Here is a 25631-nt window from a genome sequence, read left to right on the forward strand (position 1 = left end):
GATATAGAGAGACCCATCGGTAATATCCGAGTTATCTAACTCAATATTGAGACGGTTGTTAGGGGATATCTCAAAATACCCTTTAACCAGAACTGAACCATCCCCCCCCAGAGTCAACAGTAAATCCCGTTCTTGCTTCTCTTGGGTTAACTCTGAAACGTGATATGCCGATAAGTCTAGGGTATCTTGACTATAGTTTTCAGCAGCACTCAGCCACAGGACATCATTACCACTATCGACCCCTGGCGCATAACCTGTTAAGGTACTATTGCCTGAACCTAGGATAAACTCATCATCTCCTGCTCCGCCATCTAAGCGGTTGCTGCCTCCTCCGTCGAAGAATTTATCGTTGCCTGTTCCTCCATAGAGTTCATCGTCTCCTTGTTCTCCGTACAGTTTGTCATCCCCAGAACGACCATAGAGGATATCATCTCCTGTTTTACCAAACAGTCGATCATTACCCTCTAATCCGTCTATAGTGTCGTTTCCTGCTGTCCCCTGGAGGTCATCACGTCCCGGTGTTCCGTAAATAATGGACTCGGCAAAGTTTATAGTGAACCGTTCCTCATCGGGAGTATTAAAGTAATCTTTGATGAGGACTGAACCATCTTCTCCCAAGGTGATGCGTAAGTCTAACCCTTGTTTTTCTTGGGTCACAGTAGAGAAGCTGTATCCCGATAAGTCGAGGGTGTCTGGGTTATTATTGTTATCCCAGATAATATCATTGCCACTGTTGATGCCAGGTGTGTAACCCGTAAAAGTATTATTGCTTGTGCCATCAATATAAAATTCATCATCTCCTGCACCCCCCTCTAAGCGGTTGTCACCGTCTCCATCAAAAAAGCTGTCGTTGCCGTCTCCTCCGTAGAGTTCATCGTTTCCTTCTCCTCCCTCTAGTCGGTCATTCCCAGACCGACCATAGAGAATGTCGTCTCCTGCTTCCCCATAGAGATCATCATCGTCTGCTAATGCGTCTATGGTTTCGTTTCCGTCTGTACCGTAAAGGTTATCTGGGCCGGGTGTTCCGTAGATGATGGAGTCGGCAAACTCTAGGGTAATGCGCTCATTTTCAGGAACATTAAAGTAATCTTTGATGGTGATTGAACCATCTCCAGCTAAGATGAGGCGTAAGTCTCCTCCGTCTTGTTGTTGGGTGATCTCAAAGGACGTATAACCGGATAAGTCTAGGGTGTCGGTGGCATCTGTGCCAAATAGGGTATCATCCCCACTATCCACTCCTGGAGTATAACCACTAAAACGGTTGGCTGCACCGTTGGCAATGATCCAATCATCACTGGAGGAGGTGATGACGTTTTCGATGATAGTATTGAAGGCTATGGCTGTTCCGTAGCTGGAGGTAGTATAGGTTGTCCCACTGTTATCCCCGTTGGCCTGATAGTCTGCACTGTTATAGGCGTTTTTGGTGGTGAGAATGCCGTTTTCGTTTAAGTCAAAATGATACCCACCGGCCTCAAAGGCTAAATTAGAGAAGTCTAAAACATCTTCTCCGCCACTATCATAGAGGGTTTGTTTAATGGTGGTGCTGGTTGTGCCAAAGTCTTGGGTCCCGTCGTTGTAGAAGGAAACTTCTGCAAAGGAGTAGGTGGTTTGGGTGTCGTTAAAGGCTTTGGCCCCATAGAGATATTGTAATGCTTGGAGATCATAGGGCATCAGGGTGGCGGCGGAACGTCCTGGGGTGTTATAGGACATCACCGTGTTGGTAGTATGATCGTCTTCAAAGGGGAGAAAGGGGGGGGAGTTATCTCCACTGTAGTTGTTCGGATGTTTTAACCCTAGGGCGTGGCCAGTTTCGTGGATTAGGCTATGATAACCATGATTGCCAATGCCATCGGAAAAGTTATTCCAACTATTGTTTTCTGACTCATCGGTTAAATGGACATCTCCTCCTAGGGATGTTCCACTGGGGTAATAGGCATAGGCATAGGAGGGACCGTCAGAGAACATATAGCGAAATTGGCCATAATTGTCCCTTGAGTCGTCAACTTCGACAAAATCAATGTTAATGAAGGGTTCTATGACTTGTTCTAGGATGAAGCGGACATTGGCTTTAATGTCTTCGTTGACTTCCCTAACGGTTTCGCTGCCATAATAACTATCTGCTGCACTATCTACTAAAAAGCTGTAGGTGATTTCTGGTTGCTCCCATTGATTCTGGCTTAATAGTGCATCAATTTGGTTTTTTCCTGAAGGATTAATGGATTTAATTGGCATTGGAACGATAACCTCGTTTGTGACTGGGTACTTTTTGCTTGTTTCATGATTCTGGTTAGAGGGTTCGATTTAAAATGCCATTGAAGGTGGGCTCAAGCTATCAAAAGAACAGCTATCATTAGGCTCTACAGTGTATGGGTGCTAGATTTCGGAGAGCTTAAATTAAATTAGGAAAACCGGAACGGTGAAATGCTCCAGTTGGGGAATTTAGCTAACAGAGGTTAGCCTAGAAAAATGAGTATTTTGAGCGTTGTTTCAGTTAGGGTTGTTTCAGACGGTTTGCTAGATAGCAATGGGGGGTAAGGGTTGAAGAAAAATCTCCAACTTTCTCTCAATGATAGCATTGGCTGAGTTCTGGTCAGGGGGGATGAAAGTATCGGTTTTTCTTTGGGGAGTCTAAAGTTAGTCTATCTTAGGGAGGGAGGGGAATGGAGGGTTTTGTGAAAAATGCGAGAGAATCGGGGGACGGGTGGGGGAAGTGACACGGGTAAGCCTTGAAAATTCCTGCCTAATGCCAAAAATCCCTTAAAATGGATTCATTCAACTAAATGGGAAAATTTAGTTATTAGTCCTAGACGCAAGGACTTGTTAGAGGAGACAGGGAATTTCAGTCCCTGGTGGTTGGTGATTAAAAAACACATCTGAAGGTTTCCTGAATTTTATTACCCAAAACTATTATGAAATTATACTCTCTTGGTCTCGGCCTCCTGCTCTCTCTTTTCCTCTGGGGAAATTATCCCCAACCCGCACAAGCAGCGACTTCTCCTGAACTCCAGTCTATTCTAAAAACGAGAGAAATGGCCCTAGAAGCCATTAATACCAGAGACTTTTCACAAATTAAGCCCTATTTACATCCCGATTTCACGATTACGACGGTTGACAATCAAGTTTTTACCAGTGTTGAAGACTTTGAACGCTATTGGAATGACCAATTTGCTGGCCCTATTGAACAGATTGCTATGGAATTAGCAGACGAAACTACTCGAACTTTCCTCACTCCAGAAATTGAAGTGGCCCAAGGCCAAGTGGTGGCCACCTTTTCCTTCACCAGTGGCCGAGAAGAAACCATGGCCATGCGCTGGACTGCCGTATTACAAAAATTAGAGGATATCTGGGCCATTCAATCCTTGCATTTCTCCGCCAATCTTTTGGATAATCCGGTATTAGGCACCAGTCGCACCCTAGGCCGCAATATTGCCATTGGTGTAGGAGTTGGGGGGGTGATCATTGGGGCCTTGGTGATGTTTTTCCTCTCCCCCCGCATCTCCAAAAAGTCTTAGGATAGTTGAACCGATACCTTAATTTCCCGATCCGTCATAACGCACCTGATCCTTTTTATCCCAATTCCCGGAGGATTGGAAAAAGGGGTGTTGGGAATGGTTGTCGTGTACCCAAAGTTCCTGCTGAGAAACTGCCAAGGCAATTCCAGCTTGATCAAATGCGCGTTTAATGCGACGACGGTATTCTCGGGCCACTTCCCACTGTTTGAGAGGTTTGGTTTTAATCCAAATCCGAATCACCATTCCTCGTTCATTAAACGCATCTAAGCCCAAAATTTGCGGATCACCGATAATCTTATCTTGCCATTGGGGATCACGCACCAATTCCCACGTAATGCGTTCCGTCACTGCAAATGCCTTATCAATATCGGCACTATAGGCCACCGGAATTTGTAAATCCGCTTGAGAATAGCGACTCGATAGATTACAAACCACTTTAATTTCACTGTTGGGAATGGTGATAAGACGCGCTTCGGGATCGCGCAACTGGGTCATCCGTAGGGTAATATTTTCCACTAATCCAAATACATCTCCTACAACAATGACATCTCCCACTGCATATTGATCTTCGGCTAAAACTAAAAAGCCATTAATTGCGTCTCGGATGAGGTTTTGGGAGGCCAAGGAGAGGGCCACCCCGATTAAACCTGCACCTGCCACCAAGGGCCCGACATCTACACCAATGCGGATGAGAGAGACAAAAATGGCAATGATGATGAGGGTAATGGTGGTTAACCCCTTAGTAACGCCAGAAATGGTCGAAACACGCTGTTGGAGGCGTTGTCCTCGTTGGGGCATGAGTTGGGCCCCTTCAACGAGGGTTTCAATAATGCGATCGATGAAAATATAACTCAAGCGGATGAGAACATAGGTTACTAAGGCCACAACGCCGACAAATAAATAAGACCGCAAGACGAGACGTAGAGACACTTGTATGCCACGAGTTTGGGGAAACAGATGCAGGATGAGTAATATCCCTACCACCCAAATCACCATTTGCCCCACATTAAAGAATAATCGTTGAATGGCTTTTAAATTACTCTTTTGTCTTTGGGTGAGTTGGGTTGTAATTTGGGGTTGGTTGGCAATGTCGGGAGTCTCAGTTGTGACATTGAGTTGTTCGGGTGAGCGTTGCAGTCTTTTTTGAAACCAGCGCATTAAGAGACTCAAGACAATCACCCCTACCCCAATGATGCTGGCGTTTTGGGCGTTTTGCCACATCTGTTCCGGTTGTCGTTCTTGTTTTGCCCGTTGTAAGGCAGTGGTAATCTCATTTTTGACGGTTTCTGCATAGGCCGATAACTCTAACCCCCGAATTTCTGCATCTACATGAGTGACTGTCATTATGTAGGCTTCGTTGATGTAGAGGGTGGGGAGGGATTCTTGGGTGCGAATTTCGACCTGTAATTCTGAGATGTCTCCTTGTATATAGTCTAATTTGACTTCCCGCAGATTTTGTTCAATTTCCTGAATGCGGCTATTCAATTGGTTTTTGTTGGCACTGATGCGAAAGAGGGAACGACCATCAACATAGACTGATCCTATGGCGGTTTCTTGGTTGAGGTTGGTGGAGGTGGTGTTGAGTAGGGTGGGTAGGGGAATGGCTTGCCCTAATTGTCGTGTGAAGGCGTTTTGCCCCCAAGAGGGGTGGGTTAAACCTAGCACACAGACTAAGGTGAGGAGCGAGAGGAGGAGCATTTTGCCCCAGCGTCTCCAGCAGCGCGGTTGGGTTGGCTGTTGTTTGCTTTTTCGTTTAGTTGGATGTCCCATAGATATTCACCCCCAGACAGTTTTGGCTCATTCTCAAGTTTTGCGAATTCCTAGGATTGGACTCTGATCTAATCTAGAAAGTTTCTGCTGCCTCTATGCCCTGAAGCCAGAAGACGCTAGAATGGTCAGCCAGTAATTAATACTACTTTACATTGGCGGAGTGATAATGTCCTATTGGGCTTGGTTAGCACGGATGGCGTTTTTTGGTTTAGTGGGGAGTGGTTCGTTGTGGTTTTTTCTTAGCACAACCTCTCAGTCTCCCCAACCGGAAGGCAATCTTCCAGAGGGACAACTCTCGGCTTCAGTGCAACGGGTTGCCCCAGACTCGGAGTATTTTCTGCCTTCGGAGATGCTTTCTAGTCAAGGGTATCAGCCGACGGTGGGGGATGGCGGTTTGCCTAGGATGCCTGCGAGTCGTCTTGATCCGCTGCTGAATTATGATGAGTATGAGGCGATCGCGCAGGATTCAAACCCCAGTAACGCTCAGACAACAGCGGCCACCACTGAGGAGTCGGCGACTTCTACTCAACCCCCAGAGACTGCCCTTCCTCCTCAACCGAGTCAGGAGGACAGTGCGAGTTATCAGGAGGAGGAGTCTTCGACTGCTTCGGCCTCGTCTCCCTCAGAGGAATTTAACCTCAATGAGAGTTTAATGCGTCACAGGGCTTTGTTCGGTGAACCGACGGCGTTAGGAATGTTGGCCATTGGCGTTGCGGAGGGCAATTACCGCATTTTTGTGGAAGGCCGGACTTTGTATGTGGAACAAACGCCTAATTATTTTGGCCATACTGATCCAGGTAATTTATCTTGGGGGGAACGGGTGACAAATTATGGCCCCTGTAGTGATCAAGGCCGTAGTGGGGGCAATATTCCCCTCGCGGAAGACTTGTGTTTAAAGCGGGCGTTGGATCGACTGCCCACCAATCTTCAGGATTTAAATGCCGCCGGGATTGATCCGAATCGTAATATTGAGGCTTTAATTAATACGGCTGATTTATATAACCAAGCGAGTCCTATTCATTCTCGCGTGTTTCCGAAAGCGTTGGCGGTGGCCTATCAGGGAGGGTTAAAGGGAATTGAGGCCATTGCCTGGGCCCGAACGGCTTCTTTTTACCTCAATGGGAATAATAATTTAGATTTAGAGAATGGCCGCAACCGGGCAACGGGGTTGTTAGGGATTTGTGCGCGAGAGGGTCGAGCCGTGACAGAATGGGATTGTGTTTATCAGGATCAAAAGCGACGGACTCAGGCGATCGCATCCGTCCTAGAAAAATATATCCAAGTGTACAGCAATTAACCATCACTATCCCCGTGAAGTACCCCGCAAATGCCTGCGTAACGCACCAAACTCCTGAGAAGCCATTATACTCCTGATTAAGAACGGCGATCGCGCTTTAAATTATAAATCACCTTATCCCAATACCAATCCTCCCCATGACCCGGATTGCGGACTTTTTCTCGTTCCACCAAACGAGATGCAGCGGCCTCATCCCCGCCCAACAAACGCACTAACTCCCGTTGTAAATGAGGTTTTCCCTTGGGTAAACGGGGGCGGGTGCGTTTCTTCCGAAACCGCCGATAAACCCACAGCGACAACGCCACCAAAGCCACCAGTCCTAAAAGAATCTCCATTGTTCCTCAACACTGTCTCACTAACCCCCGTATTCTCCTGTTTGTTGGATTAACTTCGCCAGCAAACCCGTCCATCCCGTTTGATGGTTAGCCCCAATTCCTGCCCCATTATCCCCGTGGAAATATTCGTGGAATAAAAGATAATTATGCCAATGAGGGTCCGCTTGAAACTTGGCAATCCCCCCATAAACCGCACGATGTCCGGTTTCATCATTGGTATAAAGGCGAATTAAACGATTCGAGAGTTCCCTAGCCACCTCCCATAACGTCATCCAATGTCCGGACCCAGTGGGACATTCCACCTTGAACTCATCCCCCAAATAATGATGATACTGTTGTAACGACTCAATTAACAGATAATTCACAGGTAGCCACACCGGCCCCCGCCAATTGGAGTTTCCCCCGAACAAACTCCCACTAGACTCGGCAGGTTCATAACTCACCCGGTATTCTTGGTCATCAATAGAGAAAAGATAAGGATGGTCTTTATGGTAGCGGGATAAGGCGCGGATACCGTAGTCGCTGAGGAATTCTGTCTCATCGAGGAGTTTCCCTAAGACACGACGGAAACGGTCTTCGGGGACATAACGGTCTCTAGTGGCATAACATAAGGCTAACATCCGGCGGGCTTTCTCTCCCTGGGTTTCCATACAAGCCACATTCCGTTTGAGTTGAGGACGGTTATTAATAAACCACTCTAGCCGTTTTTTGAATTCCGGTAATTGATCCAAAATCGCAGGTTCAATGGTTGTTACAGCAAAAAGCGGAATGAGTCCCACCATAGACCGCACTTTTAACGGCATTTGTTCCCCATTGGGACAGTTGAGGACATCATAAAAGAACCCGTCCTCCTCGTCCCAGAGTTTAGTCCCCTCTCCCCCTACATGGTTCATCGCATCGGCAATGTAGAGGAAATGCTCAAAAAATTTAGTGGCCATGTCTTCATAGACAGGGTTTTCTTTGGCTAATTCTAAAGCAATGGTCAGCATATTCAGGCAATACATAGCCATCCAACTGGTACTATCGGCCTGTTCTAATGTCCCCCCTGTAGGGAGTTGGGAACTGCGGTCAAACACCCCAATATTATCCAGTCCTAAGAACCCCCCTTCAAAGATATTTTTCCCCTCTGTGTCCTTACGGTTTACCCACCAAGTAAAATTGAGGAGCAGTTTTTGGAAAACCCGTTCCAGAAATGCCCGGTCTCCCGTTCCCCGCATTTTCTGTTCAATTTTATAAACCCGCCAACTGGCCCAAGCATGAACCGGGGGGTTCACATCCCCAAAATTCCACTCATACGCGGGGAGTTGGCCATTGGGGTGCATATACCACTCCCGTGTCATTATATCCAGTTGGTTCTTAGCAAAGTCTGGGTCAACTAGGGCCAGGGGAAGACAATGAAACGCCAAGTCCCAAGCAGCAAACCAAGGATATTCCCATTTATCCGGCATAGAAATAATATCTTGGCTTTCTAAATGTATCCAGCCTTTATTACGGACTTCTTGACGTTCTGGGGGAGGGGCAGGCATGGTGGGATCACCCTCTAACCAGCGTGTTACATCGAAGTAATAATATTGTTTATTCCACAATAATCCTGCTAAGGCTTGCCGTTGAATATTACGACAGTCATCATCCAGTTCTTGGGGCATTAATTTATAATAAAATTCATCGGCCTCCCGTTTCCGATTGTCGAAAATTCGGTCAAATTCTCCCCCCAAAGGGTCGCCGAGAGAAGCGCGGTTCGTTAATCTTAATTTAATGACCTGACTCGCCCCAGGAGCAATTTCTAGTTGATAATGGGGGGCTACTTTTGTGCCAAGTTTGTCGGGATTTACTGCGTTTTTGTTTCCGGCAACAATATAATCATTAATGCCATCTTTTACATAAGCAGTGGTGTTATTAACTTCAAAAATCCGTTGATAATTGGTTTCATTTTCGGTAAATAATAAGGGGGCTTCTCCTTGGCAATAGAGGCAATACTTCCCTAATTGGGAATGCTTGGCCTCAACCATTGAGAACTTATCATCGGCTTTAATTTGTTGTAACCGAGGTTTCTCTGCTTCTTCTTCCCAAGACCAAGTATTCCGAAACCAAAGGGTAGGTAAAATGTGCAAACTGGCTGTTTCTGAACCACGATTGGCAACTGTTATTTTAATTAAAATATCTTGAGCATTTTCTTTGGCATATTCAAGGAAAATATCAAAATATTTGTTTTCTTCAAAGACTCCTGTATCTAATAACTCAAACTCCATTCCTTCTGTTCCCCGTTGCTGATTTTCTTCCACTAACCAGCTATAGGGAAATTCCTGCTGAGGATATTTATAGAGGAATTTCATGTAAGAATGGGTGGGCGTACTGTCAAGATAAAAGTAATAATCCTTAACATCTTCCCCGTGGTTTCCTTCTGTTCCAGTTAACCCGAACATTCGTTCTTTGAGTATAGGGTCTTGACCATTCCAAAAGGCGAGAGCAAAACACAATAATTGCTGATCATCGGAAATGCCGCCAATACCGTCTTCTCCCCAACGGTAGGCGCGAGACCGGGCTTGGTCATGGGTAAAATAGTCCCAGGCTGACCCATCGGGACTATAATCTTCTCGGACGGTTCCCCATTGTCTCTCGCTGAGGTAGGGACCCCAGAGTTTCCAAGGGGTTTGGGGGGTTTCGGTGAGTCTGCGTTCTTCTGCGTTCATGGTGGGTTCTCGAGGAGTGGGAGGGGTTTGGGGTTCGGGAGGAGTTGGAGGAGTTGGAGGGGTTTGGGGGAGGGAGGCGATAAATTGTTTTAGGTCTGCAAGTAGTTTACCTAACATGATCGCGGTTGGGATAATTTATAGATACTCATTATCCATTATCCCCCCGTCTTCTGGGAATTTCATAGGTTAAAAAGTCTTTCGCTAACCGAGTATTCGGAAAAATTGCCTTAGCTTCCTCTAACAAATGCTTTACTTGTAAGGGATTACCTGGTGCGTAACGGGGACTAAAATGGGTCATAAAAAGTTGCTTCACTTGCGCTAATAATGCTACCTGCGCGGCCATGGTTGAGGTAGAATGTAAGCGGTCAAAGGCCATTTGAGCATCTTGGTGGGCAAAGGTCGATTCATGGACTAAAACATCTGCATCTTGGGCTAATTCCACCGACGCATCACAAAAAACAGTGTCCGTACAATAGGTAAACTTACGACCCGTTTCTGGGGGATCACAGAGTTCCGTTCCCCGAATTTCTCGACCATCTTCAAGGGTCACGGTTTTCCCTTGTTTTAATTCTCCATAAATTGGCCCAGAAGGAATATTTAAGGCTTTTGCTTTTTCCACATTAAAACGTCCGGGTCGGTCTTTTTCTGCAATGCGGTATCCGTGGGCCGGGACGGTATGTTCTAGTTGTTCACAAGTGACGGTAAATTCTTTATCTTCATAAACTAAACCCGGACGCACAGCATGAATATTCACCCGTTGAAAGAGTTTCATATAAGAATATTTGGCACAGGTGAAAATATAATCTTTCAGTCCAGGTGGCCCATAAATATCAATGGGTTGTCCACTTCCGGCCAGTCCACAACTGGCAATTAACCCCATCAGACCAAAAATATGGTCTCCGTGCATATGTGTAATAAAAATACGGCGAATTTGCGAGCTTCTTAGCTCACTGCGGAGTAATTGATGTTGTGTCCCCTCTCCACAGTCAAAAAGCCATATTTCCGCCCGTTGTGGCAATCGGAGGGCGATACTGGAAACATTGCGCGATCGCGTGGGAACGCCTGAACTTGTCCCTAAAAACGTAATTTCCACCAGTCCACTTTCTCTCACATAACCCCAATACACTAGCCTAACGCAAACGAGAAAGAAGTGGGAGGATTTAGCCCAATCTCCAAGTTTTTTTCTACATCGGGAGGATTGTTATAGTTTTTTTTAATAAATTGAATCATAATCTTAGTGAAATTACGGGGGATATGTAATGAAGGTCACTCATTGCTCCGCCCAAAAAATGTGAGGATCACGGAAACATCTGATACTCCATAAGACCTACAATAGAGATAGGACAGTTATTCTAGTCCGGTAAACTCAAACCCCGTGTTCTAAGCAACTAAGTATTATAGAACACCAATACGACCTCTGACCCGTATAAAGTGAGATAGTGCTATCCTTAGATGTCAGTTTTACCAATTGTTCTGTCCTAATTGTGTGAGACGCTCTCCTTCTGAGTTTTCCTAATCAGAGTTGCCGAGTTCAGACCCATGCCTCAGAACGCACTCAGTGTCAACCCCCTCTTTCCTCCCACCCAAGTTGTCCAACAACTCAAGAGTGGTCAGATTTTCTATGTGAAAGCCTCTCCCAATAATGGAGTCCTCCTAGTCCATCCTCACTATACAGAAGTGGTGGGGCCGGATGCAGCCGTGGGCGGGGTGTTAGATTTAGATTGTGCGCGTATCATTCCCTTGGGTGACGTGGCCTTAACTTATCCGGAGTCCCTCCAACGGAAGCGAAACACCTTTTTAAACCGTCGTAAATGGATTGTCGCCACAAAAAAAGCGGTTAATGATCCAGTCCCCCTGCGACGCGCCAAAATTATTTTAGTGATGATGTCCCGTTATTTCGGATATAACACGGTTTGCTCTCTAGAGGATGAGGTGTTGGCGAGTATTGTGGGTGTCTTACCCAAAACTATGGCCTTGGCCCGCCAAGATTTTCGTCCCCCCAAACCCAAAACCCAAAAACCCCGCAAAACGCGCCAAGTGGTGAGTAATGGGTAATCCAACCTACCCTGTTTCTAAAATTTCTTATATTACTACTTGATAATTTTACTGTTTAGTTGTTAAATAGAATTAAGAGACGTAAACAACTCGTTACAAAAGTCAGCAGGAAACGAGGTATAGACCTTGGTGGACTGCTTGAGCATCTCCTGAAGTCAATTCGGGAGTGTCAACAACACTCGCACCGTTAGTTCTAAAGCGTGTGATCCCAGAGTGTGAAGCCTTCATTAGCAATATTCGGAGATCATCCCTATGTATCATATTAGTAAAGTTGTCGATTTGTCCTTTGATGCGGCGATCGCAGAAGTCACCGAAGCCCTCCGAGAAGAAGGAATGGGCATTCTCACCGAAATTGACGTGCAGGCCGCTTTCAAAAAGAAACTGGACACTGACTTTCGCAACTATAAAATCTTAGGGGCGTGTCATCCGCTTATTGCCTATCATATGCTGCAAACCGACGACAAAGCGGGAGCGTTATATCCCTGCAATGTTGTGGTTCAAGAACACGAAGACGGGCGAGTGGAGGTGTCTGGGATTGATCCCTTAATGATGTTTTTAATGATTCATAGCCCCAGAGCCAAAGAAATTGCCTTAGAAGCGAGTGAAAAAATGCAGGCTGTCATTGAACGCCTGCCTGCTGCGAACCCCGAACCTGCGTCTGTCGGGTAAAGCAGCCTAGTCTCTAGAAGTTAGAAACCCATACAGGAGGTTATCCTTATATGTTTAACAGTAATGTTGGAACATTCGACCGACTCTTTCGTTTAATCGTTGCAGGTGTATTACTGTACGCAGGTTTAAGCGTTTATGCTGGAACGGCGATCGGAATTGTGCTTAATGTTGCGGCTGCTATTGTCGCGTTAACCGCAGTCTTCGGATTTTGTGGCCTTTACGGACTCTTGGGAATTAATACACGCAACACTGAAACTAATTCCCAATCCTAGTTTTAAGGTTCATTCCCACCTACTTTTTACGGTGGGGAGCGCCGCTATTGTTCATTTAAATTACTTGGATTGTAAGCTCGCTTTGAGCTTACTACGAACAGGGTTTAGGGACGACGCGGTAACTATGCCCATACCCCCAGTAGCGAGGTGAGAGAGAAGGGATTAGCCCTCTCCCCCTTGCTCATTCTTTCATTTTTTTTAATTTATCTATAATCCTTTTTAGGAGGTGAGTGATCATGGCAGATTCTTTGCCTTTAAATCCCCCGTCTATGTCGCGCCGACAACTGTTAAACTTTCTGACTGGGGCGGTTGTTGCTACAACTGCCGGGGTGGCTGCTTATCCGGCGGTTAAATTTTTTGCCCCACCTAAAGAAGGGGGAGACAGCGATCGCATTATCGCCAAAGACAAACTCGGCAACCCCATTCCCGCCGAACAAATTTTAGCGTATCCCCCCGGCACACGCGCTCTTGTTGCTGGTTTAGCCGGAGAACCGACCTATTTAACGGTGCAAGAGGATGGTAGCCTCCATCCTTGGGCGTTGGTGGATATTTGCACTCATTTAGGCTGTACATTCCCTTGGAATGATACGGATCATCAATTTCAATGTCCGTGCCACGGTTCGCGCTACGATGCCCAAGGCCAAGTTGTCCGAGGCCCCGCCAACCGTCCCCTCAAGTTAGCTCATGTGGCGGTTGAAGACAACGGGATTTGGTTGTCTCCTTGGACTGAAACGGACCCCCGGACAGGGAAAAAACCTTGGTGGGCGTAATAATGGATCATTAATTTGTTGTTTGTTGTTTGTGAAATAGGGAACAGGGAACTCCGGAACAGGGAACAGTAAACAGTAATGTTGTTTGTTCTTGGTTCTTTGTTCTCCCCCAGAGGGAGGAGAGAGAATAGAGGAGAGAGGATAGAGAAAAAATTACAGACTTCTCACTTCTCACTTCTCACTTTTCTCTCCTCACTTCTTCCCCCCCATCTCCCCCATCTCCTCTATCTCCCCCAACTTCCTCATGCCTTCTAACTTACCTATTACAATATAAAGAGTACAAAAATCTTTACAATAGGCTGCTATGAGCGAATCATCTAAACGAATTTGTATTCTTGGGGGTGGGTTTGGGGGACTTTATACGGCCCTACGCCTGAGTGAATTAGACTGGGGAGAGGAGAAGCCGGAAATTGTCTTGGTGGACCAGCGCGATCGCTTCCTTTTTTCCCCCCTCCTCTATGAAATAGTCTCGGAGGAAATGCAGACTTGGGAAATTGCCCCGCCCTTTACCGAGGTGTTAGCCAATACCGGAATACATTTCCTACAAGCACGAGTAGAAGGCATCGACGTAGAACAACACCAAGTTTACCTCGAAAATCGCCCGCCTTTACCCTATGACCGCCTTGTCATTGCCATGGGAGGCCATACCCCCACTGATCTCGTTAACGGAGTCAAAGAACACGCCATCCCCTTCCGTACCCTCGAAAATGCCTATCGGTTAAAAGAAAAATTACGCTTTCTTGAAGAAACAGAAGCAGAAAAAGTCCGGGTTGCTGTGGTCGGGGGGGGTTATTCTGGGGTCGAAATTGCCTGTAAACTGGCCGATAGACTGGGAGAACAAGGCCGCATTCGCATTATCGATCGCGGGTCCGATATCCTGAAAACCTCCCCTGATCATAACCGAGAAGTAGCCAAAGCCGCCCTAGAAGACCGACAAATCTGGGTCGATACCGAAACCAGTGTCGAGTCCGTGGGGTCCGAAACGATCTCGTTATTATATAAAAATCAAGTCGATATTTTACCCGTAGATATCGTTCTCTGGACTGTCGGCATTGCCGTATCCCCTATGATCCAGAGTTTACCCCTTGCGAAGGATGAAAAAGGCTATTTACAAGTTAATTCTTACTTACAAGTCGAGAATCAAGGAGACATCTTTGCCCTTGGGGATGTGATCCAATGCTATGATGCCCAAGGGCAAGCCGTTCCTGCCACTGCCCAAGCAGCCATCCAACAAGCCGATTATTGCGCGTGGAATATTTGGGCTTCAATGGGCAATCGCCCCCTTCTCCCTTTCCGGTATCATGCCCTTGGGGAAATGATGGCCTTGGGAGTCGATAATGCGACCTTAACCGGGTTAGGATTACAACTTGATGGGCCCTTTGCCTACTTAGCGCGAAGACTGGCGTATCTTTATCGTTTCCCTACCCTTGAACATCAACTCACTGTTGGCCTTAACTGGTTTGTTCAACCTGTGGTACAGTTTCTGTCTCAAGTTTAATCGGCCATGTCGCAACCAAAACCAAAAGTTATCTTTCTTGATGCCGTTGGCACATTATTCGGGGTGAAAGGCAGTGTTGGGGAAGTCTATGGGATGTTGGCCCAAGAGTTTGGGGTAACGGCCCCGATAGACTCCATTAATACTGCGTTCTACGATAGTTTTAAAGCCTCTCCTCCTCTTGCCTTTCCCGATATTGATATTATAGAAGTTCCCGATCAAGAGTATCAATGGTGGGAGGCCATTGTTAAATCAACTTTTGAACAAGTGGGAGTCCTTGATCAATTTAAAGACTTTGACACTTTTTTTAATCAACTCTATGGCTATTTTGCCACTGCCCAACCTTGGTATGTTTATCCGGATATTCTCCCGACTCTAGAGAAATGGCTAAAAGAAGATATTGAATTAGGGATTATTTCTAATTTTGATTCCCGGCTTCATGCGGTGTTAGAAGTGCTAGAGTTGGGGAAATATTTTAGTAGTGTCACTATTTCTTCTGCGTTGGGGTTTGCTAAACCCAGTCCCGATATTTTCGCCAAAGCCTTATCTAAACATCACTGTAATCCCGATGAGGCATGGCATATTGGGGATAGTGTGGAACACGACTATCAGGGGGCTAAGGCTGCTGGGGTGAAGGCTTTTTTAATTAAGCGGTAGGTGTTGTTGATTGTTTGTTGTTGATTGTTTGTTGTTGGTTCTTTGTTGTGTATTTATTGTTGGCCACCTTTAGTGAACCTTGGGTTAAAACCCAAGGCTCAGAGCTAAAACCTGTTAAAACAGGTTAAACAATTTAGCGGATTTTATATTAATAGGAAGGAAAGCCTTTTAGAAGGGTCTGGAATTAGTCGGCTTGAGCCGACTTGAGCTATTAGCCTTGGGTTAAAACCCAAGGTATAGGGTTTAGCTTATCCTTTTTCAACAGGCCCTATTTTAGTCTTCGACTTCTAGGATAAATTCTAGGGCTTGCCCCTGGCTACTGCCGAATTTGATCTGCATTCCCGATTTTAGACTGATTTCTTGGCGGTGGATTTTTTCCCAACCCACTCCAGTAAAAATTAAAGTGCCAAAGCGGGAATTATCGCGCAGGAAGTAACTGGAGGGGTTTCTGCTGCCTGCGGTGGTTTCTCGGTAGAAGATTTCTGCGTGACTCTGACTCACCCACCGTTCGCGGATGACGAGATCATTATCTGACCGACGGCCAACGCGGAGCATTCCTCCGTGTAGGTTCTGGACGCGCTGTGGGTTGTCCACAAAGCGGATAATGGCGGTGGGGACGGGTGTTCCTCCGTCGCTGGGGAGGACGGTGGGGAGTTCGGTGATGCCTTCTCCGAGGGAACGGACTAATTCGCCGTTGAATTGGGGGTGCATATAGAGGATGGGCAAGGTCCAGGCGGGTTGGTTAAATTTGTAGAGGGTGAGGAGTTGTTGTCGGGCAATGGCGACGGCCCGATCTACGGGCATTCGTTCGGATAAGGCTTCTGTGAAGGCTTGAATGAAACTTAATGCTTCTTGATCTGCGATCGCATCTCGCATTCCCAACACCGCCGGAACTCCATGATGAATTAACACTTCGGCCAGACTACTGCGGGGTAAACTGGTTTTTTGTACGCGATCGGGTTGCGCCCCCCAACAGGCGTTAAATACCGCCAGTGTCACTTGTTCCCGGACTAACACCTGGGCCAATTCTGTGCCGTTGATTTTCGCGTCTGAGTGCAAATACAGCAATCCGCCGTCGGGGGCCGGTATCCCATGGCCTGCATAAAAAAAGACGTTATAGTTATTATTTTCTAGGGCTTCGTTGAGTTCTCCTGGGGTGGGTTGAATGAGGGTATCGACTTTGATATCAACGGGAGAGTTAGACCGTTCAATGTTGGAGGTTTCGGTGTTTTCTTGAATGGCCGTGAGGAGGGAGTCGGCCTCTTGTTGCAGTTGTAATGTTCCTTCGATGGAGGGGTGGGTACTTTCCCCTAAGACGAGGAGAATATTCAGGTGATCTGGGGCATGATGGGTACTGAGAGGATCAACATCACGGGTAGTTCGACTAAAGAGTAAGTTTTCGTTGAGGCCAATGGACTGTTTTCCCGCTTGGGATTGCATGATTTCCCAGGGGAGGGGGATGAGTTTGGGATCACGGATATCGAGTCGTAAGCGGAGGGGTTTTTTTTGGCCTAACGATAAACCGCGACTCTGGACTAAACTATCGCGGATTGATCCCTGAAATAACCATTGCCAGAGTTGAATTCCCAATCCCTGCATTAATCTCCCCCCATAACTGAGGTTATCGGAGTCGGAGGGGGGGGTAAAGCCTTGGTTAATGTCGAGATCGGGGTGTTCGACGGGGATGTATAACTCTTGTTGCAGGGAAAACATTTGTTGCCAGGCAATCCAAGCGTGGGTGAGGTCGTAGGGCCAAAGGCAGTCATGATGGACATAACCCGCAGGTAATGGGGCATCGAGAACCCAGATCGCAAAATGTTCTACCCCTGATGTGTTTAAGGGTGCGATCGCTAAACTTAAATTAAGATGATTTCCCTGTGCCATTCCCGCTTCTGTTCCATTAACTCCTAAATATATCAGCTTTGTCAGTCGCCAGTCACCAGTTGCCAGTCACCAATTACCAGTCACCAATTACCGATTACCGATTACCAATTACCAATTACCGATTACCAATTCCCCATATAACAATAGACAATAGAGATAGTGTCTAGAGATACAAATAAGGCTGTTGGGATGTACGTATATCGCACAGAGGTGTTTAATGAACAGGTTAATGCAAAAGGACTGGCTGATAAGGTCGATCGCCTGTCCTCAGAATTGGCTACAATGAGCCTAGAACAAGTTCTCGCCCGCTTTGAACGGGTTTACCCCTATTTGAAGCGAAAGGAGGGGAATAAACGGCTCATTGCCCGTATCCGTAAGGTGGGAGAGGATTATATTCTCTGCTGGTTGAAGGTATTTAGACGGGGGGATCATGAGTATGAATTATTTTTGCGCGATCGCGTCAATTGGGCAAATCAACCCCTCGATGTTAACCTGACCGATAATCGCCTCTGGCAATGGTTAAATGAGGTTAAAGCCTCTCAGCAAGCGCACCATTTCCCCCACCCCCTCAGCGATGAGTTGCGGCCTTGGTTGAACCGTCCTAGCCTCAGTATGGATTTTAACAATGTTTTGGTCTATGAGAGCGAAGCATGGGTAAATCAGTTCGCCACCCCAGACGTACAGCAACATTGGCGAGCCTTCAACAGTAACATAGCAGTCTTAGTGGATGCCCCGCAAGACCCCGGCCAGCCTACCCCGTGGGAGGGCATTCAGCTTTACGGAGACGGGAGTTGTTGGATTCTCTATAGTCGCATATTTACCACCGATGACCCCCCACGGCAAGTTTTATTTTTAATTTTCCCCTTTATTCACTCTCCCACGGATACCGAAATTGAAGACCTTTTAGGTACATTTTTGCAAGAGGCCGAAATTACTATTTTTAGTCCTCAAACTCCTATTACTTTAGATGAGTTGACAACGGTGGCGAGTCGTGCTTATCCCAGTTATTTATTAGCTGATGAAAGTAACTGGTTAGCCATCGAAAAAGCGGAGAATGCTAATTTAGCCTTATCCGCAGAGGAAGAAGCCATTTTACACGGGGTTTCTACAACTAAAACCTCTTTACCTTTGTTTCTCAATGGACAAGCAGGCAGTGGCAAGTCCACTATGTTATTTCATCTCTTTGCGGACTACTGCCATCGCCATTTATCGTATTGTAAACTCCAACAAAAATCTATCCTAGCAAAACCCCATCCTCTCTTTTTAGCCTACAATGAACGCTTACTGCGCGTGGCGAAAGAACGGGTTATTCCTCTATTAGCGTCCCATTACCGCTTTTTAGCGAAGCGGGGGGAGTCGGAAGATTTGCCGGGTATTAGTCCATTTTTTAAGTCGTTTCGGACGTTTCTCCGCAATTTACTCCCCTTAGAAGAACGGGATAATTTTAATGATGCGAATTATATCTCTTTTCACCGTTTTCGGCAATTATTTTATCGAAAACTCAAGAGTAAATATTCTGCGGAAGTCTGCTGGCAAGTTATTCGCACTTTTATTAAAGGATATCATTTAGATGAGCGAGATTGTTATTTAAATAGTGAAGACTATAAGGAAATTCCTCGACGGGAACAAACGGTGACGGTGGAGGAATTTGAAGAAATTTATGAGACGGTGTGGAAGTGGTACTCCCGCTATTTAAAGGAGGAGGAAAAATGGGATGATCAGGATTTAATTCGCAAGGTATTAAATTTAAAATGCTATCGTCCGGAATATACAGCTATTTTCTGTGATGAAGCGCAAGATTTCACCCATTTAGAGTTACAATTAATTATGAAGTTGTCGGTATTTTCCAATTATGATTTGGAACACCAACATATTGAGAGTTTACCGTTTGCTTTTGCGGGTGATCCCCTACAAACCCTGAATCCTACGGGGTTTCGCTGGGCAAGTTTAAAGGCCGCATTCTATAACGAAGTTATCACTACTCTTTCCCCTACCGGACGCTTGGGGTTAGAGATGAATTTTGCTGAGTTAGAATCTAATTATCGCTCAACTCCCGCTATTGTTGGCGTTAATAATTTAATCCAATTGTGGCGGAGTGTGCTATTCTCAATTCCCGAATTATGTCCCCAGAAAGCGCGACGACATGGGGATTTTTTACCGCAAAAATTGATTTTAGGACGCAATACGTCTTTAGAGGAACTGCAAGACTATTTACGCGATACTATTATAATCATCCCTTGTGACCAAGGGGGAGAAGCAGACTATGTGCAACGGGATGAACTGTTACGAACCTTACAACAAGTTAACCACCGGGAGAAAACGCCTTGGAATGTCTTGAGCGCGATCGCAGCCAAAGGGTTAGAATTTAAACAGGTGGTATTATACAAATTTGGCGAACAATGTCCCCCGGATATTTGGAACACCATCGAAGGGGCATCGGAGGAAAGCAAATACTTTTTTAATAAACTCTATGTGGCCGCATCTCGCGCAACAGAACGATTATTTATTGTCGATACTGAAAACGGGGAAACAACTCTCTGGAGACACGCAAGCAACCCCGCAGAATTAGAACAATTATTAAATTCCCTTCCCAAACATCGCCAACAATGGGAAAATCGCATTCAATTAATTGATACGGGAGATCATGCGGAAGCATTACGGGGAAGTGATGATCTGCCGAGTATTGCCCAAACCTTCGCCAGTCAAGGGATAGAGGACGAAAACCCAGATTTATTGCGACGGGCCCAAGAAGCCTATTTACAATTGGGAGATGAAACCCAGGCCGCGAGGTGTGATGCTTGGGCCCAGAAATTTGAGGAAAATTATTCCTCTGCGGGGGAGTATTTCCTGAAACTGGGGGAACAACAGGAAGCGTGGAATTGTTTTTGGTTGGGGATGGACTGGCCTGCGTTGGGGAGGTGGTATCAGCAACAAGGAAGCATTACAGAGACAGAGGGGTTTGTGGTTTACCCGGAAAAAGTCCGTCCTCTGGTGGCGTTTATGGCAACGGCCAATCCTGATTTTACCGCCATTTGGCAGTTTAGTGAGTTTCTGAAGACGGCAATAGTGGAAAACCGTTTAGAGGACTATCGCTTTTTGGCCCAGTGGAAAGCCGCAATGCAGACATACGGGGATACTGTCTCAAATTTAATTGAACAGTCTCCTGATATCTCTGCGGCCCAATGGCAACAGTTGGGGGAGGTGTTGCAACAACTGGCCGCTGCCCAATATGCCGGAATGCGCGATCGCGCGGGATACTGTTTCTATTATGCCCAAAATTATCCCACCGCCGTCACCTGTTGGGAAGTCGCCAAAAGTACCAAGAAACCCCAGTATAACCTCGCCAAAGCGGAATTATTAGGACTCCCCGAAGGATTGAGTTATTTAGCCAAAGCAAAGCAATATGACCGCATTTTAACCGCCTGGCAGGTGGCCGACTACCCCGAAACCCCCGACTGGTTAACCGGAGTTGCCACTGCGTTAGAACAACAGGAAGACTGGAAAGAAGCGGTTTGGGTGTATCAAGTCCTCGGTTTACCCGAAAAAGTCAACCGTTGTTTAGAGAAGGCCCAACAAGCCAACATCGGTGAAAGTGCCTTACAATATCTCCTAGAGAAACTCCTACACCGACAAGACTGGGAGAACACCATAGACCTTCTCGAAACCCATCCCAACCTTCTCTCCACCCCCCAAGCAAATGAGTCAGGATTCCCCTTCAGCATCGCCAAAACCCTCGCTTATTCGGAGTTAGACCCCGATTGCTTATCCAGAGACTTACGCAAGCGTTATGAGCGATTTTTAAAGGAACAAATTGTCTTTAACCCGGACTGGGAAAATTATTTAACGATGCAAGAATTGGGAGTTGCCTTAGAGAAAATTGGCTCATTGGTGGAGACCTTGACCTTTTACGAACGCTATACTCACCATGAGGATGCAGACTTGCAAACCTTTAGTCGGGAACGCTGGTTAGCCACCAAGCAAAAACAAGAACAATATCTCAGCAAACAAGGCCAAGTGAAAAAAGCGGTCAAAAGTCGGTCTGAGTTGCACAAAAAGTCCCAACAATGGGGAATTTCCCTAGATACCATTTCCCTTCCTATTCCCGTCCCCCCCACTCCTCTCCCGGCCACTCCTCCCCCTCCCGTGGAAGTGCAACCCACCCCCACCACTCCTATCTCTGGCCTCCCGGAAGGGGTGGGGGTGGAGTCTCTGCAACCGGACTTATTATGCTTTACCCTGCGTCATTTGCAAGTTAAAGTGTTGTTGAATGCCCAACAAGTGTTAATTGTGGATCGATTGAGCGATCGCACCCTCCGCATCGACGGCAAATTACAACAAGTCTCCTGTGAAATTGTCACCCTACAAGCCAACGACACCAACCGTCTCACCTTTACCAACCCTCAAAGTCAATACAATGGGGTATTTTATGCCCAAGACTCCGTTTTAGAGTTAACCTTACCCGATCTAAATCAACCCATTCGCATTCAATTGTAAAGCCCCCGTAGGGTGCGTTCAACAGCAATTAACTTTGTTTTTTCCCCTTAACGTAACATCCATTGAACGCACCATCCCCATTAAACTTTATCTTTTTCATACTGTATTGCACCATAATCGAAATTTCCTTGATATTGCTTGACCAGTTTTCTGAGCTTTTTAACCCTAGCATCTGTCTCAATCGTTTTCGGGACATTGACTTTACTTAATACAGTTCTAGCAAATACTTTAGCTGTAATATGAGCTTGCCAATGCTCAATCATTTCGGTTAGCTGTTCAACTGATTTAATCAAGTCTTTTCCTTTTAATTCTACAAAATATAAACTTTCTGGTTTTTTATCTTCTCCTTGACAAACTATAATCAAGTAATCACATTTCTTTTGATCATAACTGGTAATTACACAATTATCTATACGAATTTTACAAACTTTTTGTTTAGTCGCGTTCTTGAGAATATATTTTCTTTTCTTTTCTTTCACTACAATTTCTTGACCCTGAGAACAAAACGTACAATCTGGGTAATCATCCTCAAAATCTTTACAAGTTAAATTCATTCTTCATCCTCAAGTTCAAACAGTTGATTAAAGGTATCCACAATAATATCAGAAGCTCGATCAATTTCTGCTGACTCAATTAACCTAACCTCTGTATCCATAATAGAACGAGCAGTTCCATCTTCTAAGATATACGCATTTAATCGTTCTGGAGCAATCCAACAATGATGATTAACCACTTCATTAATTTTTTTCGATTTTTTTACCCCTAATTGATGAGCATAAAGTAAATTGTTAAAAGAGGAGAGAATATAAGGACTATGTGTTGTCACAATAACTTGATTATTGCTTTGGTTTGCCAACAGACCAATCAGATCAATAATTTGTTTTTGGGTAACTGGAAAAAGATGAGCTTCTGGTTCTTCAATTACCAAAAAAACAGGTCGCTTTCTCACAATAAGTAGCAGAATTAGCAAAAGTATCCAAACGACTTCCTGTTGTCCTGAAGAAGCAAAATTTATTAACGTCTCTTTCCCATCTCCAAACTCAATTTTTTCAATACCATCTTCGTAGCGATAAGACCCTTTAAGAATTTGATCAATAATATTTTGAGCTAGTTTTATGATTTCCCGATATTCTGGGTTATTAGAATCAGAAATACTATCTTGAATTAAATCTGCTAGAGACTGATTAAATAACGGTTTAGCGTTATCAATTCTAGAAATAAAATTTTGCATAATATAATCTAATTTTAAGTAATTTAGACTATCTATTTCACTCTCATTGATATCCCCTAAATCAATATTATAACGTTGCTGTGATAGCGTAGTAATAACACTTCGACCCGCAGGTAAAAACAATAAATCTTTTTCATCATTAAAAAGTTTATTAACTTCTTCGGTAATGGTATCAAAAAGGTTAGATTCTTGGGCATTGATAGCACTAAGTTCTCTAGAAGATAGAAAAATAGATTGTTTCTGTAATTGATTATAGTTTTGCTGTAAATATTGCACAAGGTTACGAAACTGGCTTCGGAAATAATCATCAAATATAATATCAGTGTAGCGAGAATTTTTAATTGTTGTCACCATGCCATTGCCATAGTCATACTTCAATTCCATATCCGGGAATTGTAAAGTATGACCGTAAATTTTTATGAATTTTTGCTTGGCTTGTTTAGCAAAATCTGTTACTGATTCGTCGAACTTCTGTTGCTTGTAAGACTGATATAAGTACCTAAGTAATTCGTCCTTCAAAGATTTGAAGAAAAAAATAGCTTTACTAACTGTACTTTTACCACTGGCTTGCGAACCAATAAAAATGAGTAAATCATCAACTTTTATTTCTAACTCTGTAATCGGTCCAAAGCTAGAAATTCTTAAAGTTTGAGGATTAAGATGAATTTGAGACATAATTGTTAGCGTACTAAATATATAGGCTTTACGTTAGCAGGTATTTTTCAAGGAAGCAACTTGACGATAGAACTTTGTAAATTTTCCTCTATTTTCAATTGTAGGGTGCGTTCAACAGCAATTAACTTTGTTTTTCCCTTAACGTAACATCTGTTGAACGCACTGTTAGACTGAGATGGTGCGTTGGGTGGATATAAAGCTACCTGCATTTCCCACCATTTCTCCCACCCAACGCACCCTACCAGCTGTATGGAGTGCCAAGAATTTAAGAAGGGTTTATGCAATAAGGGTTTATGCAATAAACCCCTACAATGGTTTTGGGTAGGGGCGTATTGCATACGCCCAGAAGAGTTGTAGTATCTATAAGTTAGATTCCTTATTGTAACATTTGTGATTTTAATTGCTCTAATTCATGATTGGCTTCTAACTCTCGAAAATTCATTTCCGTTTCATCAAGTCCATAGGACTCCATTAATAATTGCACTTTATCCATTCCATCTAAATTGGGTGTACTGGATAAAATATTAAATAAACGATTAGCACAACTCGTAGTTGCAACGATCTTTAAAATAGGAGCACTTTTAGCAATTGCTACACCAACTGCTGCTTGAGCAGGAAGGGGAAGCATTAAATAAACTAAAATTAGACCTCCACTTACACAAGCGGTTGTTACTGCTGCTTTACTAGCTTGAGATAAAGTATTGATCAGCCCTTTCTCAATGGTTTTTTCTCCCCGTTGTACCGCTATTAAATTCTCTAATCCACTCAATGACCCTTCAATTGCAAATGCAATTCCTCCTGCTTTGAAAGATTGATTGACAACTAACGAAGCATTCGCTTTAATATTATTGAATCCTTTTACTTTTTGGATGTTTTTTGCATCTTTGTCACTAACATTCTTTGAGCCTCGACCTCGGTTAAATCGACTCGTTTCCCAATCACCATTTTTAGGTGAACTTGAACCTCCATTTTTATGAGAAGTTTTGTGACTCCAGTCATGCTTATCTAAATAGTTTTCAATGGCCTTAACACCTTTGCGACGAACCCCTTCTGGTATTTTATTATATTTTTCTGCCCCATCTGCCATGAAGCGAGATTCCCCATCTCTCACTCCTCTGGCCGTAATTCGTTGTCTCAAATTTTCTGATAGTTGATCAAATGTGAGAGGTTTAGGAGGGGTGAAATGTTGACTGGCAAATCCGGCAGAGCTTACAGAATTATAGGTAGAAGAATGATTAGAAGTCGCAGAAGTGTGATAGGAGGAAGCAATCGGACTCTGGATTAACTGACCAATTTGTTGATTGAGGTCTTCAAAAATCAGCAGAATATGACCTTTATAATTAACCGTGTTTTGAGGAATTTGCGTAATTTTACGGGTTAACCAATTGGTAATCACACTAGCATGAGGATTGTTGCTTTCGTGTAGATGGTGACAAATAAAGTGGAATTCTCGGTTAACTTCACTACTCTGTAAAGCTGAGGGGGGTTGTTCTCTCCAACGACACACCAGAAGCTCAACGTAGCGTTTAATCTTATGTAGTTTTACCGGATACATCACAAATATCCAAAAATTTTCTAATCTATCATAGCATCTGAAGTAATACCTTTCAAGTTTTTAAAGAATCCTTAATCCCTTAAAATAGACCCAAAATAATAATAAACCGTGGAAACTGACAGCATTTTCTACCGCATCTTCCAACAATACCCCCGTAGCTTCTTTGAACTCCTCAACCGTCCGGCCAGCGACGCAGACAACTACGAATTCACCTCCGTCGAAGTCAAACAACTGGCCTTCCGTCTCGATGGGATATTCCTCCCCACCCCA

General features: G+C 44.8%; 19 protein-coding genes. 10 read left to right on the plus strand and 9 right to left on the minus strand.

Annotation, left to right across the window (positions count from 1 at the left end; translation table 11 throughout):
• A partial coding sequence (locus tag PN462_RS22380; RefSeq protein WP_272131073.1) for a matrixin family metalloprotease occupies positions 1 to 2232 on the minus strand: 2232 nt, incomplete at its 3' end.
• A 677-nt stretch (positions 2233 to 2909) separates the two neighbouring features.
• Between PN462_RS22380 and PN462_RS22385 the strand changes: the two genes are divergently transcribed.
• Entirely contained in the window at positions 2910 to 3512 is a 603-nt protein-coding gene (locus tag PN462_RS22385; RefSeq protein WP_272131074.1) for a YybH family protein, read from the plus strand.
• A gap of 18 nt (positions 3513 to 3530) precedes the next feature.
• On the opposite strand, the gene PN462_RS22390 is transcribed toward PN462_RS22385, so the two are convergent.
• Positions 3531 to 5282 (minus strand): mechanosensitive ion channel family protein, encoded by a 1752-nt coding sequence (locus PN462_RS22390; protein ID WP_272131075.1) that lies wholly within the window; start codon positions 5280 to 5282, stop codon positions 3531 to 3533.
• 166 nt (positions 5283 to 5448) lie between these two features.
• On the opposite strand from PN462_RS22390, the gene PN462_RS22395 reads away from it, so the two are divergent.
• Positions 5449 to 6579, plus strand: a complete 1131-nt coding sequence (locus PN462_RS22395; RefSeq protein WP_272131076.1) for a hypothetical protein — start codon at positions 5449 to 5451, stop codon at positions 6577 to 6579.
• 77 nt (positions 6580 to 6656) lie between these two features.
• On the opposite strand, the gene PN462_RS22400 is transcribed toward PN462_RS22395, so the two are convergent.
• The 3 genes from PN462_RS22400 to PN462_RS22410 all read right to left on the minus strand — a co-directional run bounded on the left by PN462_RS22400 (position 6657) and on the right by PN462_RS22410 (position 10697).
• Positions 6657 to 6914 carry a hypothetical protein gene (locus PN462_RS22400; protein ID WP_272131077.1) on the minus strand — a complete coding sequence of 86 codons (258 nt, stop codon included), beginning with the start codon at positions 6912 to 6914 and terminating at the stop codon, positions 6657 to 6659.
• A 20-nt stretch (positions 6915 to 6934) separates the two neighbouring features.
• Entirely contained in the window at positions 6935 to 9604 is a 2670-nt protein-coding gene (locus PN462_RS22405; RefSeq protein ID WP_443029262.1) for an MGH1-like glycoside hydrolase domain-containing protein, read from the minus strand.
• Positions 9605 to 9752: 148 nt separating this feature from the next.
• Positions 9753 to 10697, minus strand: a complete 945-nt coding sequence (locus PN462_RS22410) for a ribonuclease Z (RefSeq protein ID WP_272131079.1) — start codon at positions 10695 to 10697, stop codon at positions 9753 to 9755.
• A 446-nt stretch (positions 10698 to 11143) separates the two neighbouring features.
• Between PN462_RS22410 and PN462_RS22415 the strand changes: the two genes are divergently transcribed.
• The 6 genes from PN462_RS22415 to PN462_RS22440 all read left to right on the plus strand — a co-directional run bounded on the left by PN462_RS22415 (position 11144) and on the right by PN462_RS22440 (position 15522).
• A complete protein-coding gene (locus tag PN462_RS22415) occupies positions 11144 to 11659 on the plus strand; it encodes a hypothetical protein (RefSeq protein ID WP_272131080.1) in 516 nt (171 codons plus the stop codon).
• A gap of 252 nt (positions 11660 to 11911) precedes the next feature.
• Positions 11912 to 12328: a DUF302 domain-containing protein gene (locus PN462_RS22420; protein WP_272131081.1), complete on the plus strand. Its 417-nt coding sequence runs from the start codon at positions 11912 to 11914 to the stop codon at positions 12326 to 12328.
• A gap of 50 nt (positions 12329 to 12378) precedes the next feature.
• Positions 12379 to 12600 (plus strand): YgaP family membrane protein, encoded by a 222-nt coding sequence (locus PN462_RS22425; RefSeq protein WP_272131082.1) that lies wholly within the window; start codon positions 12379 to 12381, stop codon positions 12598 to 12600.
• Positions 12601 to 12836: 236 nt separating this feature from the next.
• Entirely contained in the window at positions 12837 to 13370 is a 534-nt protein-coding gene (gene petC, locus PN462_RS22430; protein WP_272131083.1) for a cytochrome b6-f complex iron-sulfur subunit, read from the plus strand.
• Between the two features lie 304 nt (positions 13371 to 13674).
• On the plus strand, positions 13675 to 14868 hold the full coding sequence (locus PN462_RS22435; RefSeq protein WP_272131084.1) for an NAD(P)/FAD-dependent oxidoreductase: 1194 nt from the start codon (positions 13675 to 13677) through the stop codon (positions 14866 to 14868).
• Between the two features lie 6 nt (positions 14869 to 14874).
• On the plus strand, positions 14875 to 15522 hold the full coding sequence (locus tag PN462_RS22440; protein WP_272131085.1) for an HAD-IA family hydrolase: 648 nt from the start codon (positions 14875 to 14877) through the stop codon (positions 15520 to 15522).
• Between the two features lie 273 nt (positions 15523 to 15795).
• On the opposite strand, the gene PN462_RS22445 is transcribed toward PN462_RS22440, so the two are convergent.
• Positions 15796 to 17406, minus strand: a complete 1611-nt coding sequence (locus PN462_RS22445) for a CHAT domain-containing protein (protein WP_272131086.1) — start codon at positions 17404 to 17406, stop codon at positions 15796 to 15798.
• Between the two features lie 189 nt (positions 17407 to 17595).
• Between PN462_RS22445 and PN462_RS22450 the strand changes: the two genes are divergently transcribed.
• Positions 17596 to 21900: a 3'-5' exonuclease gene (locus tag PN462_RS22450; protein ID WP_272131087.1), complete on the plus strand. Its 4305-nt coding sequence runs from the start codon at positions 17596 to 17598 to the stop codon at positions 21898 to 21900.
• A gap of 80 nt (positions 21901 to 21980) precedes the next feature.
• On the opposite strand, the gene PN462_RS22455 is transcribed toward PN462_RS22450, so the two are convergent.
• The 3 genes from PN462_RS22455 to PN462_RS22465 form a co-directional block, all read right to left on the minus strand.
• Positions 21981 to 22454, minus strand: a complete 474-nt coding sequence (locus tag PN462_RS22455; RefSeq protein WP_272131088.1) for a hypothetical protein — start codon at positions 22452 to 22454, stop codon at positions 21981 to 21983.
• The gene (locus PN462_RS22460) at positions 22451 to 23806 is read right to left on the minus strand and encodes an AAA family ATPase (RefSeq protein WP_272131089.1); all 1356 of its coding nucleotides are present in this window, start codon (positions 23804 to 23806) and stop codon (positions 22451 to 22453) included. Before PN462_RS22460 ends, PN462_RS22455 begins: the two co-directional genes overlap by 4 nt.
• A gap of 376 nt (positions 23807 to 24182) precedes the next feature.
• Positions 24183 to 25364, minus strand: a complete 1182-nt coding sequence (locus PN462_RS22465; RefSeq protein WP_272131090.1) for a hypothetical protein — start codon at positions 25362 to 25364, stop codon at positions 24183 to 24185.
• 105 nt (positions 25365 to 25469) lie between these two features.
• On the opposite strand from PN462_RS22465, the gene PN462_RS22470 reads away from it, so the two are divergent.
• Positions 25470 to 25631, plus strand: a 162-nt coding sequence (locus tag PN462_RS22470; protein WP_272131091.1) for a DUF2887 domain-containing protein, incomplete at its 3' end; no start/stop codon positions are given.

It is taken from the genome of Spirulina sp. CS-785/01 (assembly GCF_028330525.1).
Taxonomy (GTDB): Bacteria; Cyanobacteriota; Cyanobacteriia; order Cyanobacteriales; family Spirulinaceae; genus JAQMSD01.

Coding starts and splice junctions, on each gene's coding strand:
- PN462_RS22385 (WP_272131074.1), top strand. CDS start 2,910: ATGAAATTATACTCTCTTGGTCTCGGCCTCCTGCTCTCTCTTTTCCTC.
- PN462_RS22390 (WP_272131075.1), bottom strand. CDS start 5,282: ATGGGACATCCAACTAAACGAAAAAGCAAACAACAGCCAACCCAACCG.
- PN462_RS22395 (WP_272131076.1), top strand. CDS start 5,449: ATGTCCTATTGGGCTTGGTTAGCACGGATGGCGTTTTTTGGTTTAGTG.
- PN462_RS22400 (WP_272131077.1), bottom strand. CDS start 6,914: ATGGAGATTCTTTTAGGACTGGTGGCTTTGGTGGCGTTGTCGCTGTGG.
- PN462_RS22405 (WP_443029262.1), bottom strand. CDS start 9,604: ATGAACGCAGAAGAACGCAGACTCACCGAAACCCCCCAAACCCCTTGG.
- PN462_RS22415 (WP_272131080.1), top strand. CDS start 11,144: ATGCCTCAGAACGCACTCAGTGTCAACCCCCTCTTTCCTCCCACCCAA.
- PN462_RS22420 (WP_272131081.1), top strand. CDS start 11,912: ATGTATCATATTAGTAAAGTTGTCGATTTGTCCTTTGATGCGGCGATC.
- PN462_RS22425 (WP_272131082.1), top strand. CDS start 12,379: ATGTTTAACAGTAATGTTGGAACATTCGACCGACTCTTTCGTTTAATC.
- petC (WP_272131083.1), top strand. CDS start 12,837: ATGGCAGATTCTTTGCCTTTAAATCCCCCGTCTATGTCGCGCCGACAA.
- PN462_RS22435 (WP_272131084.1), top strand. CDS start 13,675: ATGAGCGAATCATCTAAACGAATTTGTATTCTTGGGGGTGGGTTTGGG.
- PN462_RS22440 (WP_272131085.1), top strand. CDS start 14,875: ATGTCGCAACCAAAACCAAAAGTTATCTTTCTTGATGCCGTTGGCACA.
- PN462_RS22445 (WP_272131086.1), bottom strand. CDS start 17,406: ATGGCACAGGGAAATCATCTTAATTTAAGTTTAGCGATCGCACCCTTA.
- PN462_RS22450 (WP_272131087.1), top strand. CDS start 17,596: ATGTACGTATATCGCACAGAGGTGTTTAATGAACAGGTTAATGCAAAA.
- PN462_RS22455 (WP_272131088.1), bottom strand. CDS start 22,454: ATGAATTTAACTTGTAAAGATTTTGAGGATGATTACCCAGATTGTACG.
- PN462_RS22460 (WP_272131089.1), bottom strand. CDS start 23,806: ATGTCTCAAATTCATCTTAATCCTCAAACTTTAAGAATTTCTAGCTTT.